Here is a 19634-nt window from a genome sequence, read left to right as displayed (position 1 = left end):
AGGAACTAAATTAACATAACAGAGATATTAAAGCTAAATGCTATATATAGCATTTAGCTTTCTACTCCTTTCTGACTAAATAAATTGGTAGCAAACATAGTTTCAGTTATTGATTAATTACTGAAATTATTTAATCAATTTATTTTTTTGCTCCGATTTATAGGGCTAATTCGTGATTATAAATCCCTGCAATCCAATTCGACCTTAAACCAAAACGTCGGTGACGATTTCGATATCTATAATCCAAAATTTTAAAGGTTTTTAGACGACGATTCACGTGTTCAACAGTGATTCTTAATCGATTGAGTTAATAAATAAACTCGCAAACAGTAAATCTTGGTTGGTATTCTCTCTAAAGATTCTCAAGATTACCATTTGCAAGTAAAGTTTATTTGATGTGAGCAACGGTAACACCACTGCCGCCATCTCCTTGTTCTGCTGGTTCGTAGTTGTTCACTCTGGGATGATGTTGCAAAAAGGCGTGAACTCCTTGTCGCAGCTTACCAGTGCCGTATCCGTGAATAATCCAGACTGGGCCTGTAGCTTCCGAGATGGCTTTATCTAAAATATATTCGGCATCAGCCACCCGTTTACCGCGTAAATCAATGGTGTTTTGCGAGGTGCGAATTTCTGGAACACTTTGCGGTGGTGGCGTTACTGCTGCTGGGGCTGGTTTGGGTTTGACGATTGGTTCTGCTTTTTGACCATCTAAAGATTCTACGTCTTGCAACTTCACAGTCATCTTCATTAGCCCAAACCGAACACTTAACTCGCCATCTTCATCAGGGGCGGTGATTACATCCGCTATCTGTCCGAGTTTGGGAATGCGGACGCGATCGCCTATTTTGGGCATAAACCCAGCTTTTGGTTTTGCTGGCGTTGCTGGCTGATATTGCTGGCCAATTTGATTCAAGGCATTAGTTGCTTGCTGCGCCTCTTGGGCTGTAGGCGTACCTTGCTGCAAACGGCGAATCACTTGGGCAATTTCACCTTTTGCTTGAGCGATCGCTTGTTTTACTGCTACTTCCTGTGAAGCCCGCAAACTGCTTTCTCTCTCCTCCAAACTTGCGGCTTTTGCGGATACTTCTTTGTATAAACGTTCCGCTTGCTGCAACAAACTTTGGGCTTCGGCCGCTTTGGTTTCCTGGCGGCGGCGTTGCGCTTCTAAGCCAGCAATCACCTGGTTAACTTCATCTGTGGCCTCTCCCACTTGAATTTTCGCTTCTTCTACCACTTCTGGTTTTAATCCCAAGCGTAGGGCAATAGTCAGAGCGTTAGAACGTCCGGGGATGCCCCACAGGAGACGATAAGTAGGCGAGAGAGTACTTTCGTCAAATTCTACAGAGGCATTTTCAAACCGCTCATTTTCGTATTTCAGGGCTTTTAATTCCCCGAAGTGAGTGGTGGCGATCGTTAGCTGGGCGTGGTTGGCTAGATATTGCAACAAGGCGATCGCTAAAGCACTACCCTCAACTGGATCGGTTCCTGCACCGACTTCATCGAGTAAGACTAGGGATTGGGGATTAGGAATTTCTTTTTCTCCAGTCTCCAGTCCCAAGTTCCCAGTACCCAATGCTTCTAGAATCCGACTAATCCGGCGGATATGCCCAGAAAATGTGGATAAACTTTGCTGTAAGGATTGTTCATCGCCAATATCTGCCAACACCTTATCAAACCAAGGTATTTCCACTGGTTCGCGGGCGGGGACAAATAAACCCACTTTGGCCATCAATGCTGCTAACCCCAAGGTTTTTAAGGTTACAGTTTTACCGCCAGTATTTGGCCCGGTAATGGTCACTACCCGAATCAACGGGTTTATCAGTAAATCTACAGGAACTACTGGTTGCCCTTGTTCATGCTGTTGCTGCCACACTAACAGTGGATGTCGCAAATTCCGCAAAGTAATGATTTCACTGTCTTCCCGCTGGATAAATCGCGGGGGATTCGCTCCTAGCCAGTAACTATAGCGCGATCTAGCGGTTGCCAGATCCAAAGTAGTAGCGATCGCTAACAATCTTTCCAAATCTGGTTTTACTGCGGCTACTTGCTCCGTCAAAGCACGGCGAACCGCTTCTTCTTCGGCTTGCTCTCTTCTGATGATCTGCCGCAGTTGGTTACCTAGAGGTACTACCGAATTAGGTTCCACGTACAAGGTGGCACCACTGGTAGATGTATCGTGAACAATGCCGGGGATAGCATCTTTTTGGGGTGCTTTTACGGGGATGACAAAGCGATCGCCCCGTTGCGTAATTAGCTGTTCCTGAACTGCTCCAGATTTTGCCTGTAAGATATTTTGCAGCTTTTGGGTAATTTGGCTGCGTACTCGCCGCAAATCTGTGCGAATTTCTCCCAGTTTTTGACTCGCGCGGTCAGTTACCTGGGCCCGTTCATCAATACAGCGGTGAATTTCCTGTTCTAGTTCTGGATAAGTCCGCAAATCGGCAACCAAATCAGTCAATATCGGCAAATCTTCCTGATTGTCAATGACACGGCGCAAATTTCTGGCACCAGCAAGGGTGGTAGCGATCGCTAACAGTTCATCCCCTGCCAAAACTCCACTGCGTTCTGCCCGTTCTAAGGAATCACCAATATCTTGAATTCCCTCAAATGACAGTCCCGTGGTGAGGCGAGTTTCCAGTTGGTAAACTTCTTTGGTTTGCTCTAACAACTGTTCGCTTTGGGCCTGAGAATCGGGTATTTTCAGATTACGCGCAGCTGTCGCCCCTAGCTTAGTTGCCGCAAAGGTGGCAAGGTGCTGGCAGAGGCGATGCCATTCTAATAGTTCTAGGGTTTCAGATTGGATCAAGGTTTCAACATCTAATCTGAAATTATGGTAACAATTCTAGCCCCTAGATGGATAAATCTTAAAGGAGAAAATTTTGCTTTAGCCAATAGTCAATCAATTTTTGGATTGACCATACCTTTTTCTCTGTATTTATGTGTTTCACGATACATGCTTGCTACTTAAAATTCTAACTTTTTTTAAGATAAAAATTTTTGTAGGCTCAACATAACAAAATAGGACGACTAGTTATCTGAAAAAAGAGTCGGTTTTCGGCAATCAAAGTAATTTTCATTTATTGAGGCTTTGGTTAATATTTTATTCAAATTTTTAAGAATGATATCATTTTATTTTTATGGTCAAATACTCCAAGTAAATTCATGTAACTTGTTATATTTATAGTTGTAGTACTAAAATAAATTCAAATAGATTCTATGTTAGAAAACTACCAGCACATATCATTTACAAAATATTATGCTGTTTAGCCCAGCCAACTTGCCCTATTGGATTTTTCTGGGAATGGGAGTCTTGTTGTTCTTTTTTATGATAATTTCCGGCGGGGGAGGGCAAGATGTTGATGCAGATGTTGATGTAGATGCAGATAGCAGTAACGAATTGAGCTTTGGGCAATTCCTGGGATGGGTAGGTTTTGGTAAAGCACCACTCATATTGTTACTAGCAACAGATTTAAGCCTGTGGGGCGTTTTGGGGTGGATGTTAAATGTTTTTATTAGTGGAACTTCAAATAGTAATATTACTGCTTTTGTTGGAAGTGTTATATTATTTGGTTCGCTGATGATCAGTTTATTAATGGGAGGATTGATAGCACGACCAATTGGCAAGATTTTTGCCGAGTTTGGCGAGGATGCGAGTAGCGATCGCTTGATAGGTTGCGTTGGTATTGTTACCTCTGCTTACATTCCTACCGATAATCAAGGCAGAATTGGACAAGTAGATGTGCTAGATATCAAACGAAATTTTTTAACAATTAGTGCTGTGATACCAGACTGGGCAACTATTGCACCACAACGTGGGGAAAAAGTTTTAATCATTGAACATAAAGCACAAATTTACGTAGTTATTGCCAAAGATAGTCCTGATCAAGAACAATGGTTAACTAACTCATCTCAGAGAAATTAAATTTAGTGAGAGGAAAAATATGCTTTTTTGGTTAACTTTCATTCAGTCCTTACCTAGCGTCACAATAGCTGAAGCTCCACAAATTAATTTTCAAACACAAAAAAAGCAAATAACATTAATTTCCCAAACACTTCCAGTTAAAATCCAGCCGACTGTTGCCCAAATTAACGGGGGATTAGTATTTCCTGGAATTATTGCTGCTTTGGTTTTATTACTACTATTTAGCCTGTTTGCTTATACGCGGGTTTATGTAGTTACACCCAACAACGAAGCTTTCGTCAGGACTGGTGGTCTTTTTATTAAAAAGAAATCAGTGATTCTCTATGGTGGTTGTATTGTTCTACCGGGATTTCATCAGCTAACTCGTGTACCTCTGCGAGAAATTTCTATTGATGTGGAACGCACAGGTAAGCTTGCAGTTCGGACTAAAGATTACTTACGAGCAGATATTAGAGTCACTTTTTATGTATGTATTAATGCCTCCGAAGATGATGTTTTAACAGCAGCCGCTAGACTATCTCAAAATGGCATTAAAATTACTCCTGAAGATATTAAAAATGCTTTAGAGAAACGAGCAGATGATGCAATTAGGGCGGCAGCTAAAACTAAGGATTTAGCGGAAATAGACTCTGATAAATTAGGGTTTGCTCAGGAGGTGTTGAACTTAGTTGGCACCGATTTGAAAAAAGTGGGATTAACTCTAAACAACATCGCCATTTCCGAAATATTAGAAAGTGTTACCTACGATCCAGATAACTTCTTTGATGCTCAAGGTGTGCGTTTACGAACAGAAATTATTCAGCGCTCAATTCAACAAAAACGGGAAGTTGAGTTAGCAGCACAAGTGACTATTGAGCAAAAAGAACTAGATGCCCAAAAGCGATCGCTACAAATTGCCCAAGAACAAGAAAGTGCTAAATTGGAGCAAAAATTGCAAGTAGAAGCATTAAAAGCCCAGAAAGAACGCGAAATTCAAGAATCCAAAGATAGAGAAGCTGCAACAGTACGGCGTACCAAAATTTTGCAGGAAAAATCAATTGAAGAAGAAGAAATTCGCAAAAAATTATCGGTGCAGCAAAGCCAAATTGAAGCTGATATTTCCCTAGAAGAACGCAATAAACAGCTAAATGTAGCGCAAACATTGCAAAAACAAGAATCTGAGCTTGCAGAGATTTTACGTCAACAAAGTGTAGAATCTGGAAAGCTACAAGCACAAGTGCAGATAGCTGAGTCAGAAAGATTGGCAAAGCTTGCTCAAGAAGATGTAGCGATCGCTATTGCTAACAAAAAACGCGAAAGCTTTGTTGCACAAGCACAACAAGCCAAAGCCGAGGAATCAGTTAAGACAGCAGGTGAAGTTGAAAAAGCCGAACGCAACAAACGCCTATCGGTGATTGCTGCGGAACGAGAAGCTGAAGAACGGAGTATTGGCGATCGCAACGTTGTGGAAATCGATGCTTTCCGCCGTCGTCGTCAAGCAGAAATCGCCCAACAAGCAGCAGAATTAGAAGCTGAAGCAATTCGCACTCTAGCAGCAGCTAACCGCGATAAAGTTTTAGCAGAAGCAGAAGGTATTCAAGCAAAAATTTCTGCCGAAAATTCCATTAGTAACGCCAACCTCACTGCCAAAATTATTACCTCAATCTGGCCAGAATTAGCCGATAAACTACCAGAAATTGTCACCGCTTTAGCACCACAACCGGGAGTTTTAGGAGATACTCGTATTTACTCATTCCCTGGTGCAAACGGCAGTAGTAGCAGTCAAGATATTAACAAATTACTACTATCCACCAGTGGACTTTCCTTAATCAATACTTTACTTGACGAAGGCAAATTAGGCGAATTAATTGGCCAAATCAGCCAGTTAGTGCGTGGCAATAACCAAGTAATAACTGACACAACAAGCCATATTTCCTTAGAAACTATCACAACACCAACTCTGATGGAAAACGCCACAAAAACTGATTAAGCAGCAACTATTTCTTGCGCCAGAACGTAAGGTTGAACAATGAGAGTATTAAATCGCTTAGTGCGATCGCTATTCCATTCTCCCACCTGTGCTGTCGTGGGTTTGGCAATCAATTGCTTATCAATCCACTGTTCCACCGATGGTATGTTATCACTGGCGATCGCTACTCCAACATCCACCAAGTTTAGCTCAAGTGCCACCAAAATTACTGCATCTCTTTGTACATGAGGAATTAGCCACTCCCACTCTGCCTCATCCAAAATTTTTGTTAATTCTGCTCTTAAATCCGACATCATTCCCCAATGTTTATTTGTAGATGGCTATTTTCCCATTATTAACTAAAAGGTACTTCATGACAAATAACCAATTACTAAACTTCTGATTTCATTTCATCAATTTCAAATAAAGATACAATTACTCCAGCTATAGGAATAGATATAAAAACACCTAATAATCCTGCTACTCTAGCGCCTATTAGCAAAGCAAAAAATACCACTACAGGATTAAGATTCAGCGCACCTTGCATAATTCGAGGCGCAATCAAGTTGTCTTGTATCTGTTGGAGGATAATACAAGCTATCAATACTTTCAATGCTAACCACACACCTTGAGACAACACAAATAGAGTAATTGTGCTTACTCCTAATGTTGCTCCTATGCCAGGAATGATATCAAGAATTCCAACTATTATTGACAATATCAAAGCAAAAGGTACTTTTAATATTAAGAAAACTAAAAAAGTAGAACTTGTGAGAAATGCACTTAATAATAACTGACCTCTAAAAAAACCTAAAAAAGATCGTCTGATTATATTTGTAAATCTGTGACGGCGGTGTTTTGGGACTATTTTTAAAATAAAATTCCACAATTTTTCTCCATCTAATAGCATGAAAAAAGCCACAACTGCAATCAATATAAAAGTTACGAAATTTGTCATAAACCCTTGTAAAATAGCTAAACTAGTCACAAGGCTTGATACAGCTTGATTCCGCAATTGTTCTTCGATGAAACTTAAATCTATCTGTAAATTACGGCTTTGCAAAAATCCTTCTAGTCGCTCTAATAAAGGTACTAAAGAATTTAAAAATGCAGTGATACTATCAATTAATTGTTGTCCTTGAGATAAAACCGTTAAGCCCACGGTAATTATCAGACCGCCTATAATCACAATACTGAGCAAGAAAATGACACCAACCGCTACACCGTGGGGCAAAAAACGCCGCAGTCCCTGTACAGGATAGCTGAGTAAAAAAGCCAAAATTGCAGCAAATGTAAAAATAACAATGACCGCTTCAAAGTAAGCTAAAAGCTGTACAATTGCCCAGCCAGAAGCAACCAAAAGCAAAAAGCGGACTAGCGCCAGATTATTTAATCGCTCCCAAAAATTCTTGGCTTCAAAGCCGCTCATATGCTGTTTAGGGTTAAATTGATTGTAGATTTGCCTAGCAGTTGCATTTAAGCACAAAGTTAGACTTCATTGCTAGAGCACATTGACCTTAAACATACAGAGGCTAAGGTGCGATCGCTACCTCCCTAAAGCATATATTTCTTGCTTGTCTAACTCATCTTCCTAAATCATGCATCTCGTTAATTACCGTGGCACACTTTTGTGTCAACGCTTCCAATTCGTCTTTATTGGTGGAACTGGGAGCATCAATCAAGTTACCAATTCTCACAGTGATGGGAACTGCGCGAGGTAGGGACGAGCCTTTTTGTAAAATCTCTTCAGTACCCCAGACACTCACGGGTAATATTGGGGCTTTTGCTTTCGCCGCTAGCAGCAGTGCGCCTCTCTTGGGGTCTGTAATTCGACCATCTGGAGTGCGAGTACCTTGCAAGAAAACACCTACAGCCCAACCATTATTGAGATATTCTAGGGCGGAACGGATGGCATTGCGATCGGCATTTCCTCGACTCACCGGGTAAGCACCGTACAATTTAATCGCTTGCGCCAAAATTGGGATCTTAAATAACTCTTCCTTAGCCATGTACGCCACTGGACGACGTACACAATTGGAGACAATTGGCGGGTCAAAATAACTAGCGTGATTACTCACTACCAACAATGGCCCTGATTGGGGGACATTTTCCGTACCATAAATCTGGCCCCGAAAGTAAGCGTGAAGCATGGGGCTAACGACCGACCATTTAAAGGCGTGGTAAAGTGCCAGACTGATAAACGGTTCGCGGTTTCTGTCCACAGAAGATAATTCAAATCAGACTGAATTTAGCATACGCGATCGCAAGGCCCAGAGCAAACTCCAAAAAGCTGTAGAAACCCAAGGTACTGATTTCGACAATTTTAAGTCAGCTTTTTTGCTACATTCCTTAGCTTTGAAAATATCCTTTTAGGGGCTTCCAATGAGAAAATATCCAGTATTCGGCGAAACTCCGTAACGCATCATATCTAGGAATATTGGATAATTTATTGTTTGATATTCTTTTAAATTATGAATTGCTTCACCCATCTGGGAATACTAAATCTGTAAATCGTCAGGATTTAGCAATATGGTTAACACTCTAGTTACTATTCCCGGATATCAAGTTAACGAACAACTTTATAATGGTTCAAGAACCATAGTTTATCGCGGTTATCGAGAAACTGACTCTTTACCTGTGGTAATTAAACTGTTGAAAAATCCTTATCCAAGTTTTAGTGAACTGGTGCAGTTTCGCAATCAATACACCATTGCCAAAAATCTCAATTCTCCTCTAATCATCCAAACTTATAGCCTAGAACCGTATCAAAATAGCTATGCATTGGTGATGGAAGACTTTGGTGGAATTTCTCTTAAAGAATGGGGAACAGGGGAAAAACTACGAAATCTCACGGAGTTTTTACAGATAGCGATCGCACTGTGCAATACCTTAGAGATCTTGTATTGCGATCGGATTATTCATAAAGATATTAAACCCGCCAATATTCTAATTAATCCAGAAACCAAACAAGTTAAATTAATTGATTTTAGTATTGCATCCATATTACCGCGGGAAACTCAAACACTGATGAATCCTAATGTATTGGAAGGGACGCTTAGTTATATTTCTCCTGAACAGACAGGAAGAATGAATCGAGGAATTGACTACCGAACTGACTTCTATTCTTTAGGTGTGACTTTTTACGAATTGTTGACGGGAGAATTACCGTTCCAATCCAATGATCCGATGGAGTTGGTACATTGCCATTTAGCAAAACTTCCAGCAAATATGAATAAACCTCGCTCGCCTTTGGCTCCCTCCCCATGCCAAGGGGAGGGTTGGGGTGAGGTTTCTTTTCCTATTCCCCAAGTTCTCTGTAACATCGTGATGAAATTGATGGCGAAAAATGCTGAAGACCGCTATCAGAGTGCATTGGGACTGAAATTTGATTTAGAAAATTGTTTATCTCAAATCCAAGAAACTGGTGAAATTAAAAGTTTCCCAATTGCCCAACGGGATGTGTGCGATCGCTTTATTATCCCTGATAAACTTTATGGACGGGAAACAGAAGTAGAAATCCTACTCCAAGCATTTGAAAGAGTTAGCCTTGGTGCAACAGAAATGATGCTGGTAGCTGGTTTTTCTGGTATTGGTAAAACTGCGGTTGTTAATGAAATTCATAAACCGATTGTTAGACAACGCGGTTATTTTATCAAAGGAAAATTTGATCAATTTCAACGGAAGATTCCCTTAAGTGCATTGGTGCAAGCATTTCGGGATTTCATGAAGCAACTATTAACAGAAAGTGATGGACAAATCCAGCAATGGAAAAGCAAAATATTAGAGGCTGTGGGTGAAAATGGACAAGTAATTATTGAAGTCATCCCAGAATTAGAAAGAATTATTGGTCAACAACCATCGCCTCCAGAATTATCAGAAAATGCAGCACAAATTAGATTTAATTTAATATTCCAAAAGTTTACCCAAGTTTTTACCACTGCCGAACATCCATTAGTGATGTTTTTAGATGATTTACAATGGGCAGATTCAGCATCGCTGAAGTTAATGCAGTTATTAATGGCTGATACAGGACATCTTTTATTAATTGGTGCATATCGTGATAATGAAGTCAAAAAAGCACATCCGTTAATGTTGACCTTGAGTGAAATTGAAAAAACACAAGCAACTATTAATACAATTACATTGGCACCACTAAGTCAAAGACAAGTGAATCAGTTAATTGCTGACACACTTAGGTGTTCTGAGGATTTAGCGTTGCCTCTTTCCCTACTTGTATCTCAAAAAACTCAAGGTAATCCATTTTTTGCTACACAGTTTATCAAAGCATTACATCAAGATAGGCTGATTCAATTTAACTTTGAATCAGGCTTTTGGGAATGTGACATTGCACAAGTGACGACTCTAGCGGTTACAGATGATGTTGTTGCCTTTATGGCATTTCAACTACAAAGATTGCCACAATCAACTCAAAATATCTTACAGTTAGCTGCTTGTATTGGCAATCAATTTGATTTAGCAACCTTGGCAATTGTTTCGGAATCATCGGAAATTGAAACGGCTGCTGATTTGTGGAAAGCTTTGGAAGAAGGGTTACTTTTAACTACTGGTGATGTTTATAAATTCTTTCAACACAGTGGACAGGATTTTGAATCAAAGCCTTTAAATTCCAATTTCCAAGTCCCAATATATAAATTTTTACACGATCGCGTTCAACAAGCTGCTTATTCTTTGATTCCAGAAGCTCAGAAGCAGACTACTCACTTAAAACTTGGTCAGATCCTGTTAAATAATATTTCTAAAAGCGAAAAAGAAGAGAAAATATTTCAAATTGTTAGTCAATTTAACCTGGGGTTAGGGTTAATTACTCAACAGATAGAACGAGATCAACTAGCTCAGTTAAATCTGTTAGCTGGACGGAAAGCTATAGCTGCCAATGCCTACACTGCTGCGATTGAGTATCTAACGCTAGGAATAGAACTGCTAACAGCAGATAGCTGGCAAAGTCATTACGATCTCACCCTAGCGCTGTATGAAGATGCAGCAAAAGCAGAATACTTAAATACTAGCTTTGAAGAGGCTGTCAAACTGACAGACTTTATCTTGCAGCAAACTACGCAGATGTTGGACAGAATTAAAGCTTATGAACTAAAAGTTCAGATTTATATTGCCCAAGATCAGCAAGTTAAAGCCATTGAAACAGGGTTAAAAGCACTGGAGCAGTTAAACATTTCGTTGAGGTCAACTGATGTAGAACAGGAGAATCGTTTAGCTCAACTACCAACTTTAATAAACTTAGGCAATATTCTAGAAATGACCAATCTGGAATCTCTGGCTGCACTGCGGTTGCTGATTAGCATTACACCTCCTGTTCATCATGTCAAACCGGATATGTATCCGTCAGTAGCACTGACAATGCTCCATCTTTGTCTTGAACAGGGACATTCATCCTTGGCTGCTTTTGCCTATGGAAGTTATAGTGTATTTCTTTGTGCTGTAATCGGAGATGTCGATACCGCTTATCACTCCGGTCAGATATCTTTAAAGCTACTAGAGCAATACCAGAGTAAAGAACTCAGTCCAAAAATTTATATGATTTTTGGTGTTTTTATCTGTGCTTACAAAGAGCATGCTCGAAATACACTCACATTTTTACGGGAAAGTATACAGTGTGGGCTAGAAGTTGGAGATATCGAACATGCTAGCTATTCAATGATGGCTGAGTGTACGCATTTATTCTTAATTGGAGAAACTCTAGATACTGTTGAAGAAAGACAAGCAAAATATATCGTTCTACTTTTAAAATTTAAACAAAAACATTGTGTTGATTATGCCAAAATTTGGAGGCAAGTCACCTTAAATTTACTCGGACAATCCTCTCACCAATATTACCTGACTGGTATTGATTTTGATGAGACAGGAATGTTGCCACATCTCCACAACACCCACAATCATCAGTCACTATTTGCCATCTATCTTGCCAAAACAGCTATCCTTTATACCTTTGACCAGTATGAACAGGCTGCAAGCAATGCAGAAAAAGCCACTGAGTATATGGATGGAGCCTTTGGTCTACTATTAGTTGTGGCACATAACTTTTACTACTCTTTGTGCTTACTTGCAAATTATTCTAGCTGCGATCGCGAACAGAATCAGCAAGAATGTTGGTTAAATCAGGTAATTACCAACCAAAAACTCATGCACTATTGGTCTGGCTATGCTCCTGTTAATTTTCAGCACAAGTACGACTTAGTTGAGGCAGAAACAGCGCGGGTAATGGGAGATAAGCTCAAGGCGATGGAATATTATGATCGCGCCATCTCCCTTGCCAAAGCCAACGGCTACATCCAAGAAGAAGCACTTAGCAACGAATTAGCAGCCAAATTCTACCTCGACTGGGGTAAAGAAAAAGTCGCTCAACCATATATGCAAGAAGCATACTACTGCTACGCTCGTTGGGGCGCAAAAGCCAAAACTAATGACTTAGAAAAACGCTATCCCCAACTGCTTCAACCCATCTTGGAACAACAACGAATTAACCTTAACCCTCTAGAAACTATTAGCTTTCGTGGTACTTCCTCATCTACTCGTAGTTCTAGCACTGACAGCACTTGTATTTCTGATGGTCTGGATTTTACCTCTGTCCTTAAAGCCGCTCAAGCTATATCCAGTTCTCTAGAATTAGATCAACTCATTGCTAGCCTCACCCGCATTATCCTAGAAAACTCTGGCGCGAAAAAATCTGCACTAATTCTTCCCCAAGGAGATACTTGGCAAGTTAGAGCAATTACCTTTATTAATCATGGATCAAATTCCCAGATTGCGATACAAACCATTCTTGACACACAACCACTAGATACTTGTCAAGATATTCCCATAACAATTATCAATTACGTTAAAAATACCCAACAAACAGTTGTGATCGATAACTTGCAAACAGATATTCCTGGTGTAATTGGGGAATATATGCACCGAATAAAACCTCAGAGTGTGTTGTGTACCCCGATTATTAATCAAGGGCATTTGGTAGGGATTCTTTACCTAGAAAATCAACTAACTCAAGGGGTATTTACTAGCGATCGCCTCAGCGTTATTAACTTACTTTCTTCCCAAGCAGCAATATCCCTAGAAAATGCCCAATTGTACACTAATTTGCAGGACACCGAAGCCCGCTTTCACCGCCTTGCGGAAAATGTTCCGGGAATGATTTATCAATTCCAACTTTTACCAGATGGTATCACCAGGTTAAGCTATGTTAGCACTGGTTGTTATGAAATTTACGAAGTCCCATCAGAGCAGGCAGTAGCTGATGCTAACAGTTTGATATCTCTGACTCACCCAGAGGATATGGTGCGTTATCAAGAGACTATTACCATTTCTGCTCAAACCTTGGAGCCTTGGCTATATCAAGGACGAATTATCACCCTTTCTGGTCAGTTAAAATGGGTTCAAGCTGCATCCCGTCCAATTAAACAAGCTGATGGCTCAATTATTTGGGATGGCTTGTTGTTAGATGTCACAGAACGCAAACAAGCCGAAGCCGCCGTCATTCAAAAATCCCAAGAATTGAAAAAAGCTTTAGAAGAATTACAACAAGCACAATTACAAATGGTTCAGAGTGAGAAAATGTCTGCATTGGGTAATTTAGTTGCTGGGGTAGCCCATGAAATGAATAATCCTTTAGGCTTCATTGCTGCTAGTCTCAAACAAACTAAACCTACCATTGCGGATATTGTTGAACACTTGAAACTATATCAAGCAAGTCTTCCCAATCCCGATGATCAAATCAAAGAACATGCTGAAGAAATTGACTTGGATTATAGCTTAGAAGACTTACCCAAGATTATTGATTCAATGACTATGGCGTGCGATCGCCTTCACAATATTAGTACCAGTCTCCGAACTTTCTCCCGTGCTGATAAAGATTACAAAGTGCCGTTTAATATTCATGAAGGTATCGACAGTACGATTTTAATTCTCAAACATCGCCTTAAAGCAAACGAAGAACGTCCAACAATTGAAGTGATAACTGATTATGGTAATTTGCCGCAGTTTGAATGTTTCCCTGGGCAACTAAATCAGGTATTTATGAATATTATGGCAAATGCCATTGAGGCGCTAGATGAATCAAATACAGGACGGAGTTTTGAGGAAATTAAGGACAATCCCAACCAAATTATCATTAAAACCTCAGTAGCAAATCAAGGCGTGAAAATTTCTATTGCTGATAATGGTAATGGGATAAATGAAGAAGTAAAACAAAAGATTTTTGACCACTTATTTACTACAAAAGGTGTGGGTAAGGGTACAGGATTAGGATTAGCGATCGCTCGTCAAATTGTTACGGAAAAACATGGAGGAGTGATTGAGGTAAATTCTACACCAGGCGAAGGTACTGAATTTGTCGTAACCCTACCGATAGAAGCTAACTTCATAGCTTGATGAGAATTTATTTTTCCCATTCCTCAAAGATGGCTTCGATATTATAATTGCAACATCAATCAAAGATAAAACTGTAAAAATTGCGCCTAGTTACTTAACGGTAGAGGGGTGACAACAGAATCTATCAAAAAAAAGGACGGAATTAGGATTAGCGTAGACGCAAAGCGGCTTTTCGTCAGACATCGCACGTCAAATTGTTGAAGAAACCCACAATGGCAAATTGAGTTTTAACTCTGCTCTGCGCGAGGGTACAGAATTTTCATTGAAATGAAGTTATAAAAAAACTAAACAGGTAAATCAGCAGCACTCTGGATGTTTTTTAAAATTAAGTCAGGGCTACTGCGTTTAATCAAGCCAGTTAGGACTTTACCAGGCCCAATTTCCATTACTTGTTGGATACCGTTAGCTGGTAATTGCAGAGAGATTTCTCGCCATCTTACAGAACCAGTCATTTGTTTATTTAGGCGCTGCTTTAAAATCTCGGCATCAATAGATGGAATTGGTTCTACATTAGACAAGATCGGCACAGTAGCTGGCTGAAATTCCACAGATTCTAAAATGTCTTGGAATTCCGTAGCCGCGGGTGCTATTAAATGTGAGTGAAATGCTCCAGAAACTTTTAGTGGAATAGCACGCTTTGCTTTAACTTGAGTCATCACTGCTTGTACAGCCTCAGTCGTGCCTGAAATTACCACCTGACTCGAACTATTGTCATTTGCTAGCACCACATCAGGCGTTTGGGCAATGACTTTTTCCAACTGTTCGCGGTCAAAGTTCATCAAAGCTGCCATCATCCCACCAACGGCACTATCCATGAGTTCTGCACGACGCTTTACTAGATATAAACCAGCCGACCACTCAAAGACACCCGCTACATAAAGGGCAGAATATTCTCCCAAACTGTGGCCAGCAACTAAATCTGGCTGGTGTCCACGTTCTCGGAGAAGGTCAGCAAGAATGCTTTCTACCACATAAAGAATTGGCTGAGTGTATAGCGTCTGTGATAACTTTTCTTCTTCGTTTTGACAGATTTCTGTTACAGACCAGCCCAAAATTTCCTCAGCTTGGGCAAATTTGTTTTTAGCGGAGGCTATATCTAATAAATCAATTCCCATTCCCAGTGCTTGAGAACCTTGTCCGGGAAACACCCATGCAGTTTTAGTCATTAGTCATTAGTCATTGGTCATTGGACATTGATCATTGGTCATTAGTTATTGGTCATTAACAAAGGACAAATGACTAATGACATAGACGCGCCAGCGGCTTCCCGCAGGGTAGGACAAAATATTCACCTTCCCCATTGAAAAATTGCCGCACCCCAGGTCAGACCGGCACCAAAGCCGGATGCAGCAACAATATCATTAGGTTTAATTTTACCTTGCCGCACTGCTTCATCCAAAGCTAAGGGAATGGAAGCAGCAGAGGTATTGCCGTACTGAGCGAGATTACTTATAACCTTATGTTCTGGGACATTCAAGCGTTGGGCGACGGCATCGATAATCCGCTGATTGGCTTGATGCAACAGCAGCCAATCTATTTTGTCAACACTAAGGTTGGCTTGAAACAAGGCTTTATCAATGATTTCTGGCACTTTCTGGACAGCAAAGCGGTAGACTTCTTTGCCGTTCATAGTAATAGGTTGGTAAGTGCCTTTGGTGATATTTACACCAGTGAGTAGTTCTTGAGAAGCGCCTGCATAGGCAAGGTTGAGGTGATGGTTTTGAGTGCCATCACTTTTCAGTGCAAATCCTAATAAGCGATCGCTTTTAGAAGCCTGCAATACTACTGCCCCTGCACCATCACCGAACAATACACAAGTGCGCCTATCTTGCCAATCTACCCAACGGGAGAGGATATCTGCCCCTATCAACAGTACATTTTTATAGACACCTGTTCTAATGTATTGGGCTGCCGTAACTAGACCAAATACGAAGCCAGAACAGGCTGCTGTCAAGTCAAAAGCTACTGCGTTGGTGGCTCCCAATTGAGCCTGTACTTGACAAGCACTACCAAACAAATCATCAGGGGTGGAAGTCGCTAGCAGAATCAGGTCTAGGTCTTCTGGTTTAATTCCCGAAGCTGCGATCGCCTGACTGCTGGCGGCAGTAGCGAGTACACTCAAGGACTCAGATGGCAATGCTAATCGCCGTTGACGAATTCCAGTTCTTGTAGTTATCCACTCGTCTGATGTTTCAACTAGTTCAGTTAATGTCTGATTGTGTAAGGAAGTTGCTGGTACTGCCGAGCCACTTCCGGTAATTGCTATGCCTAAGTTTTCCACTCCTAATCTCCCTAGCTATCAGCTTTTTGTCTTTTGTCCCTTGCCCTTGTCTTTTGTCTTTCGTCCTTGCAAATGACAAATGACAAATGACTCATGACTTATGACTGAATCGCTAACCGCTTTCGCGCTCTAGGATATATTGGGACTGAATTCGTTGTAGCACCTGGTTGTCAACGGCTTCTTTGGCCATACGAATTGCATTAAAAATTGAAGGAGCTTGTGAGCTACCGTGACCGATAAAACAGACTCCTGCCACGCCTAATAGCAAAGCGCCGCCATGTTCTGCGTGATCCATCCGCTGCTTAATCCGCTTCAGGTTTGGTTTTAAGAGTGCTGAACCGATTTGACCATGCAATCCTTGGGGTAATTCTTCCCGCAGAATTTGCAGAATCACTTCTCCGACTGCTTCGGCAAATTTTAATAAGACATTTCCTACAAAGCCGTCACAGACAATCACATCAAAGCGACCGGAAAGCACATCACGCCCTTCGGCATTGCCAATAAAATTAATTTGGGAATTTTCGCGGAGCAATTGGTGGGCGCGGACGGCTGCATCATTGCCCTTAGAGTCTTCTTCACCAATATTCAACAAACCCACTTTAGGTTCGGTTGTACCCAAGACATATTGACTGTAAGCCGATCCCATGACGGCAAACTGCTCTAAAAACTTCGGACGGCAATCTACATTCGCGCCGACATCAAGTACCAACACTGGCTTACCAGCAATAATTGTCGGAAAAACAGTCCCAATGGCTGGGCGGTCAATTCCCGGCAATCGTCCTAAGCGGAGCAAAGCTGATGCCATAGCTGCCCCGGAGTGGCCAGCAGAAAATACGGCATCTGCCTTTTGCTGCTTGACTAAATCCATCGCCACATTGATAGAAGCCTTGCGTTTGCGTCTAACTGCATTTAAAGGCTCCTCATCCATAGCGATCGCTTCCTCCGCAGGAACGATCTCCATCTGCCCTAAATTCTTTTTTGGCGGCAAGGCAGCTTCTATTTGTTGGGGATCACCAACCAGTAATACATCTACACCCAATTCTTCCCTTGCTCGCAATGCGCCAGCAACGATTTCACCGGGTGCATGATCCCCTCCCATTGCGTCAATTGCGATCCGTACGCGAGTCGATCCCATTGCTCAGAGCTTTTAGAAACCTTATAAATTTTACCAGATGGCTTTGCCGAAAAAGCTTAACTTTCTGACTGCCAAATTACTTCTGTTACTATTGCAACAATTTTTGCTGGCAAGCTCAAGATAGCATGAATTGGGAATGGGGAATGGGGAATGGGGAATGGGGAATGGGGAATTGGGAATTGGGGAGAATAACATTACCTCTTTCCCCCTGCCCCCTGCTCCCTGCCCCCTGCTCCCTGCCCCCTGCTCCCTGCCTCTTCTCCCTACTCCGCAATGCCCAGTACCCAGCTAACTAGCGTCCGAACGCCGTAGCCAGTTGCCCCAGAGCCGTTGTAGCCATTTTCTTTATCTGTCCACACTGGGCCAGCAATATCTAAGTGCGCCCAAGGTGTTTCTTTGACGAATTGCTTAAGGAAAAGGGCCGCGGTAATGGAACCACCTGGGCGCGGACCAGTATTTTTCATGTCGGCAATGCCAGACTTTAGCCCTTCAAAATATTTTTCTTCCATTGGCATCCGCCAAATCTTTTCTCCTGAGATTTGGGCGGCTTTCTCTAACTGGGAAGCTACAGCATCGTCGGGAGTGTACAAACCAGCTATATCTTCACCTAAGGCAATCACGTTAGCACCGGTTAGGGTGGCTAAATCCACGATCGCATCTAATCCTAATTTGTCGGCATACACCAAGGCATCTGCTAGGGTCAAACGTCCTTCAGCGTCGGTGTTGTTCACTTCGATTGTTTTGCCGTTTGATGCTGTAAGTATGTCTCCAGGGTGCATAGCACGGCCGCTAATCATGTTTTCAGCCACCGCCGAGATGAAGTGAACCTCAACATCTGGCTTAATTTGAGCAATTGCTTTTGCCGCGCCCAAGGTAGCAGCTGCACCGCCCATATCAATTTTCATGGTTTCGATGCCGCTACCAGCACCTTTAATGTTGAGTCCACCGGAATCGAAGGTTACACCTTTGCCAATAATTGCTAGTTTCTTTTTGGGTGTACCTTCTGGCTTGTAAGTTAGGTGAATGAATTTAGGTGGCAACTCGGAAGCTTGCGCTACTCCCAAAAATGCACCCATACCCAACTTTTCACAGTCTTCTTTTTCCAGAATTTCTACTTGTAAACCGTAGTCTTTAGCGATCGCTTGAGCAGTTTCGGCCAAAGTAATTGGTGTTACTGCGTTGGCTGGCGCTGCCACTAACTGCCGTGCCAAATTTACCCCGGAAACGATTTGATTGGCGCGGGTGATGGCTGCTTCTTGTCCACCGAATCCTAGTAAATCTACGGTTTCTATTTGTGACCCTTTCTCTTCGGGTTCTGATTTAAAGCGAGTATCTTGGTAAAGTGCCAATTCTACGCCTTCTGCGATCGCTTGGGCACTTGCGGCTGGATCGTTATTCCACAATGGGAAACTAAATCCCAGAATTTTGCTTTTTTGCTTTTTTGCCACTCTGGCTACAGCAGCAGCAGCGCGTCGCAAAGTATCGAGTTTTAGTGCATCTGGCTTGCCTAAACCTACCAGAATCAATTTACGCACTGGACTACCAGGATTTACACGAGTGAAGATGGTGCTGTTGGCTTTACCTTTAAATTCTTCTTCAGCAATTAGTTCTTTTAAGACCCCGGAAAACTTTTGATCTAAAGTTGCCAATTCTCCAGTTAACTCTACTGCATCTTCAAATAATCCAATTGCCAAACTATCGCCTGCCCACTCTAGCAAAGGCTTATCACTAGGTTGAATTGTCATGTTGGGATTTTGTGTAAATATTCCTTCTTGTACCAGTATTGCTCAAAATTCTTGTTTCAGGCTGAGGGGAGTGGGGGGTGAGGAAGATAGAGGAGATAAGGGAGCAGGGGCCAGTAGCTATAATTTAGCGAATTGGTATAAATGGAACTCCATTAATGAGTCTTTGATCCTCATTAATCCACCTCAGAACTTCATTAATGAGT

11 protein-coding genes and 1 pseudogene are annotated in these 19634 nt (G+C 41.6%); 3 read left to right on the top strand and 9 right to left on the bottom strand.

The genetic code is table 11. From position 1 onward, the window contains the following. Positions 1 to 157: 157 nt before the first annotated feature. Together ACEYW6_RS00780 and ACEYW6_RS00775 are read right to left on the bottom strand one after the other, a co-directional pair. Positions 158 to 307 (bottom strand): annotated as a pseudogene (locus ACEYW6_RS00780) (IS5/IS1182 family transposase); the annotation flags it as partial. A gap of 81 nt (positions 308 to 388) precedes the next feature. Next, complete coding sequence (locus ACEYW6_RS00775) at positions 389 to 2806, bottom strand: endonuclease MutS2 (protein WP_412978255.1); 2418 nt, start codon at positions 2804 to 2806, stop codon at positions 389 to 391. A 450-nt stretch (positions 2807 to 3256) separates the two neighbouring features. Here ACEYW6_RS00775 and ACEYW6_RS00770 point away from each other — a divergent pair, with 450 nt between their 5' ends. Together ACEYW6_RS00770 and ACEYW6_RS00765 are read left to right on the top strand one after the other, a co-directional pair. Next, positions 3257 to 3922, top strand: a complete 666-nt coding sequence (locus ACEYW6_RS00770; protein ID WP_412978254.1) for a DUF1449 domain-containing protein — start codon at positions 3257 to 3259, stop codon at positions 3920 to 3922. A 19-nt stretch (positions 3923 to 3941) separates the two neighbouring features. Continuing rightward, complete coding sequence (locus ACEYW6_RS00765; protein ID WP_412978253.1) at positions 3942 to 5891, top strand: SPFH domain-containing protein; 1950 nt, start codon at positions 3942 to 3944, stop codon at positions 5889 to 5891. On the opposite strand, the gene ACEYW6_RS00760 is transcribed toward ACEYW6_RS00765, so the two are convergent. From ACEYW6_RS00760 to ACEYW6_RS00750, 3 genes are all read right to left on the bottom strand, one after another. Further along, positions 5888 to 6184 (bottom strand): DUF2288 domain-containing protein, encoded by a 297-nt coding sequence (locus tag ACEYW6_RS00760; protein ID WP_412978434.1) that lies wholly within the window; start codon positions 6182 to 6184, stop codon positions 5888 to 5890. The genes ACEYW6_RS00765 and ACEYW6_RS00760 overlap by 4 nt on opposite strands. Positions 6185 to 6261: 77 nt before the next feature. Next, positions 6262 to 7299, bottom strand: coding sequence for an AI-2E family transporter (locus ACEYW6_RS00755; protein ID WP_412978433.1), 1038 nt, complete (start codon positions 7297 to 7299; stop codon positions 6262 to 6264). 154 nt (positions 7300 to 7453) lie between these two features. Beyond that, positions 7454 to 8092 carry a lysophospholipid acyltransferase family protein gene (locus ACEYW6_RS00750; RefSeq protein ID WP_412978252.1) on the bottom strand — a complete coding sequence of 213 codons (639 nt, stop codon included), beginning with the start codon at positions 8090 to 8092 and terminating at the stop codon, positions 7454 to 7456. Between the two features lie 307 nt (positions 8093 to 8399). Between ACEYW6_RS00750 and ACEYW6_RS00745 the strand changes: the two genes are divergently transcribed. Further along, positions 8400 to 14270 (top strand): AAA family ATPase, encoded by a 5871-nt coding sequence (locus ACEYW6_RS00745; protein ID WP_412978251.1) that lies wholly within the window; start codon positions 8400 to 8402, stop codon positions 14268 to 14270. Positions 14271 to 14554: 284 nt separating this feature from the next. Here the strand turns inward: ACEYW6_RS00745 and fabD are convergent, their stop codons facing one another. The 4 genes from fabD to ACEYW6_RS00725 form a co-directional block, all read right to left on the bottom strand. Continuing rightward, positions 14555 to 15436 carry an ACP S-malonyltransferase gene (gene fabD / locus ACEYW6_RS00740; protein WP_412978250.1) on the bottom strand — a complete coding sequence of 294 codons (882 nt, stop codon included), beginning with the start codon at positions 15434 to 15436 and terminating at the stop codon, positions 14555 to 14557. A 122-nt stretch (positions 15437 to 15558) separates the two neighbouring features. Then, complete coding sequence (locus ACEYW6_RS00735) at positions 15559 to 16551, bottom strand: beta-ketoacyl-ACP synthase 3 (RefSeq protein WP_412978249.1); 993 nt, start codon at positions 16549 to 16551, stop codon at positions 15559 to 15561. Positions 16552 to 16663: 112 nt separating this feature from the next. Next, positions 16664 to 17686, bottom strand: a complete 1023-nt coding sequence (plsX, locus tag ACEYW6_RS00730; protein WP_412978248.1) for a phosphate acyltransferase PlsX — start codon at positions 17684 to 17686, stop codon at positions 16664 to 16666. 263 nt (positions 17687 to 17949) lie between these two features. Further along, positions 17950 to 19431 (bottom strand): leucyl aminopeptidase, encoded by a 1482-nt coding sequence (locus tag ACEYW6_RS00725; protein ID WP_412978247.1) that lies wholly within the window; start codon positions 19429 to 19431, stop codon positions 17950 to 17952. Between the last annotated feature and the right edge of the window lie 203 nt (positions 19432 to 19634).

Origin of the sequence: Nostoc sp. UIC 10607, from assembly GCF_047228265.1 — a bacterium.
Taxonomy (GTDB): domain Bacteria; phylum Cyanobacteriota; class Cyanobacteriia; order Cyanobacteriales; family Nostocaceae; genus Nostoc; species Nostoc foliaceum_A.
This window is presented reverse-complemented; position numbering and strand designations above follow the sequence as displayed.

Excerpts from the sequence above, each read along its gene's own strand:
- ACEYW6_RS00760 (WP_412978434.1), bottom strand. The coding sequence starts at position 6,184 with ATGTCGGATTTAAGAGCAGAATTAACAAAAATTTTGGATGAGGCAGAG.
- ACEYW6_RS00770 (WP_412978254.1), top strand. The coding sequence starts at position 3,257 with ATGCTGTTTAGCCCAGCCAACTTGCCCTATTGGATTTTTCTGGGAATG.
- ACEYW6_RS00745 (WP_412978251.1), top strand. The coding sequence starts at position 8,400 with ATGGTTAACACTCTAGTTACTATTCCCGGATATCAAGTTAACGAACAA.
- plsX (WP_412978248.1), bottom strand. The coding sequence starts at position 17,686 with ATGGGATCGACTCGCGTACGGATCGCAATTGACGCAATGGGAGGGGAT.
- fabD (WP_412978250.1), bottom strand. The coding sequence starts at position 15,436 with ATGACTAAAACTGCATGGGTGTTTCCCGGACAAGGTTCTCAAGCACTG.
- ACEYW6_RS00725 (WP_412978247.1), bottom strand. The coding sequence starts at position 19,431 with ATGACAATTCAACCTAGTGATAAGCCTTTGCTAGAGTGGGCAGGCGAT.
- ACEYW6_RS00755 (WP_412978433.1), bottom strand. The coding sequence starts at position 7,299 with ATGAGCGGCTTTGAAGCCAAGAATTTTTGGGAGCGATTAAATAATCTG.
- ACEYW6_RS00765 (WP_412978253.1), top strand. The coding sequence starts at position 3,942 with ATGCTTTTTTGGTTAACTTTCATTCAGTCCTTACCTAGCGTCACAATA.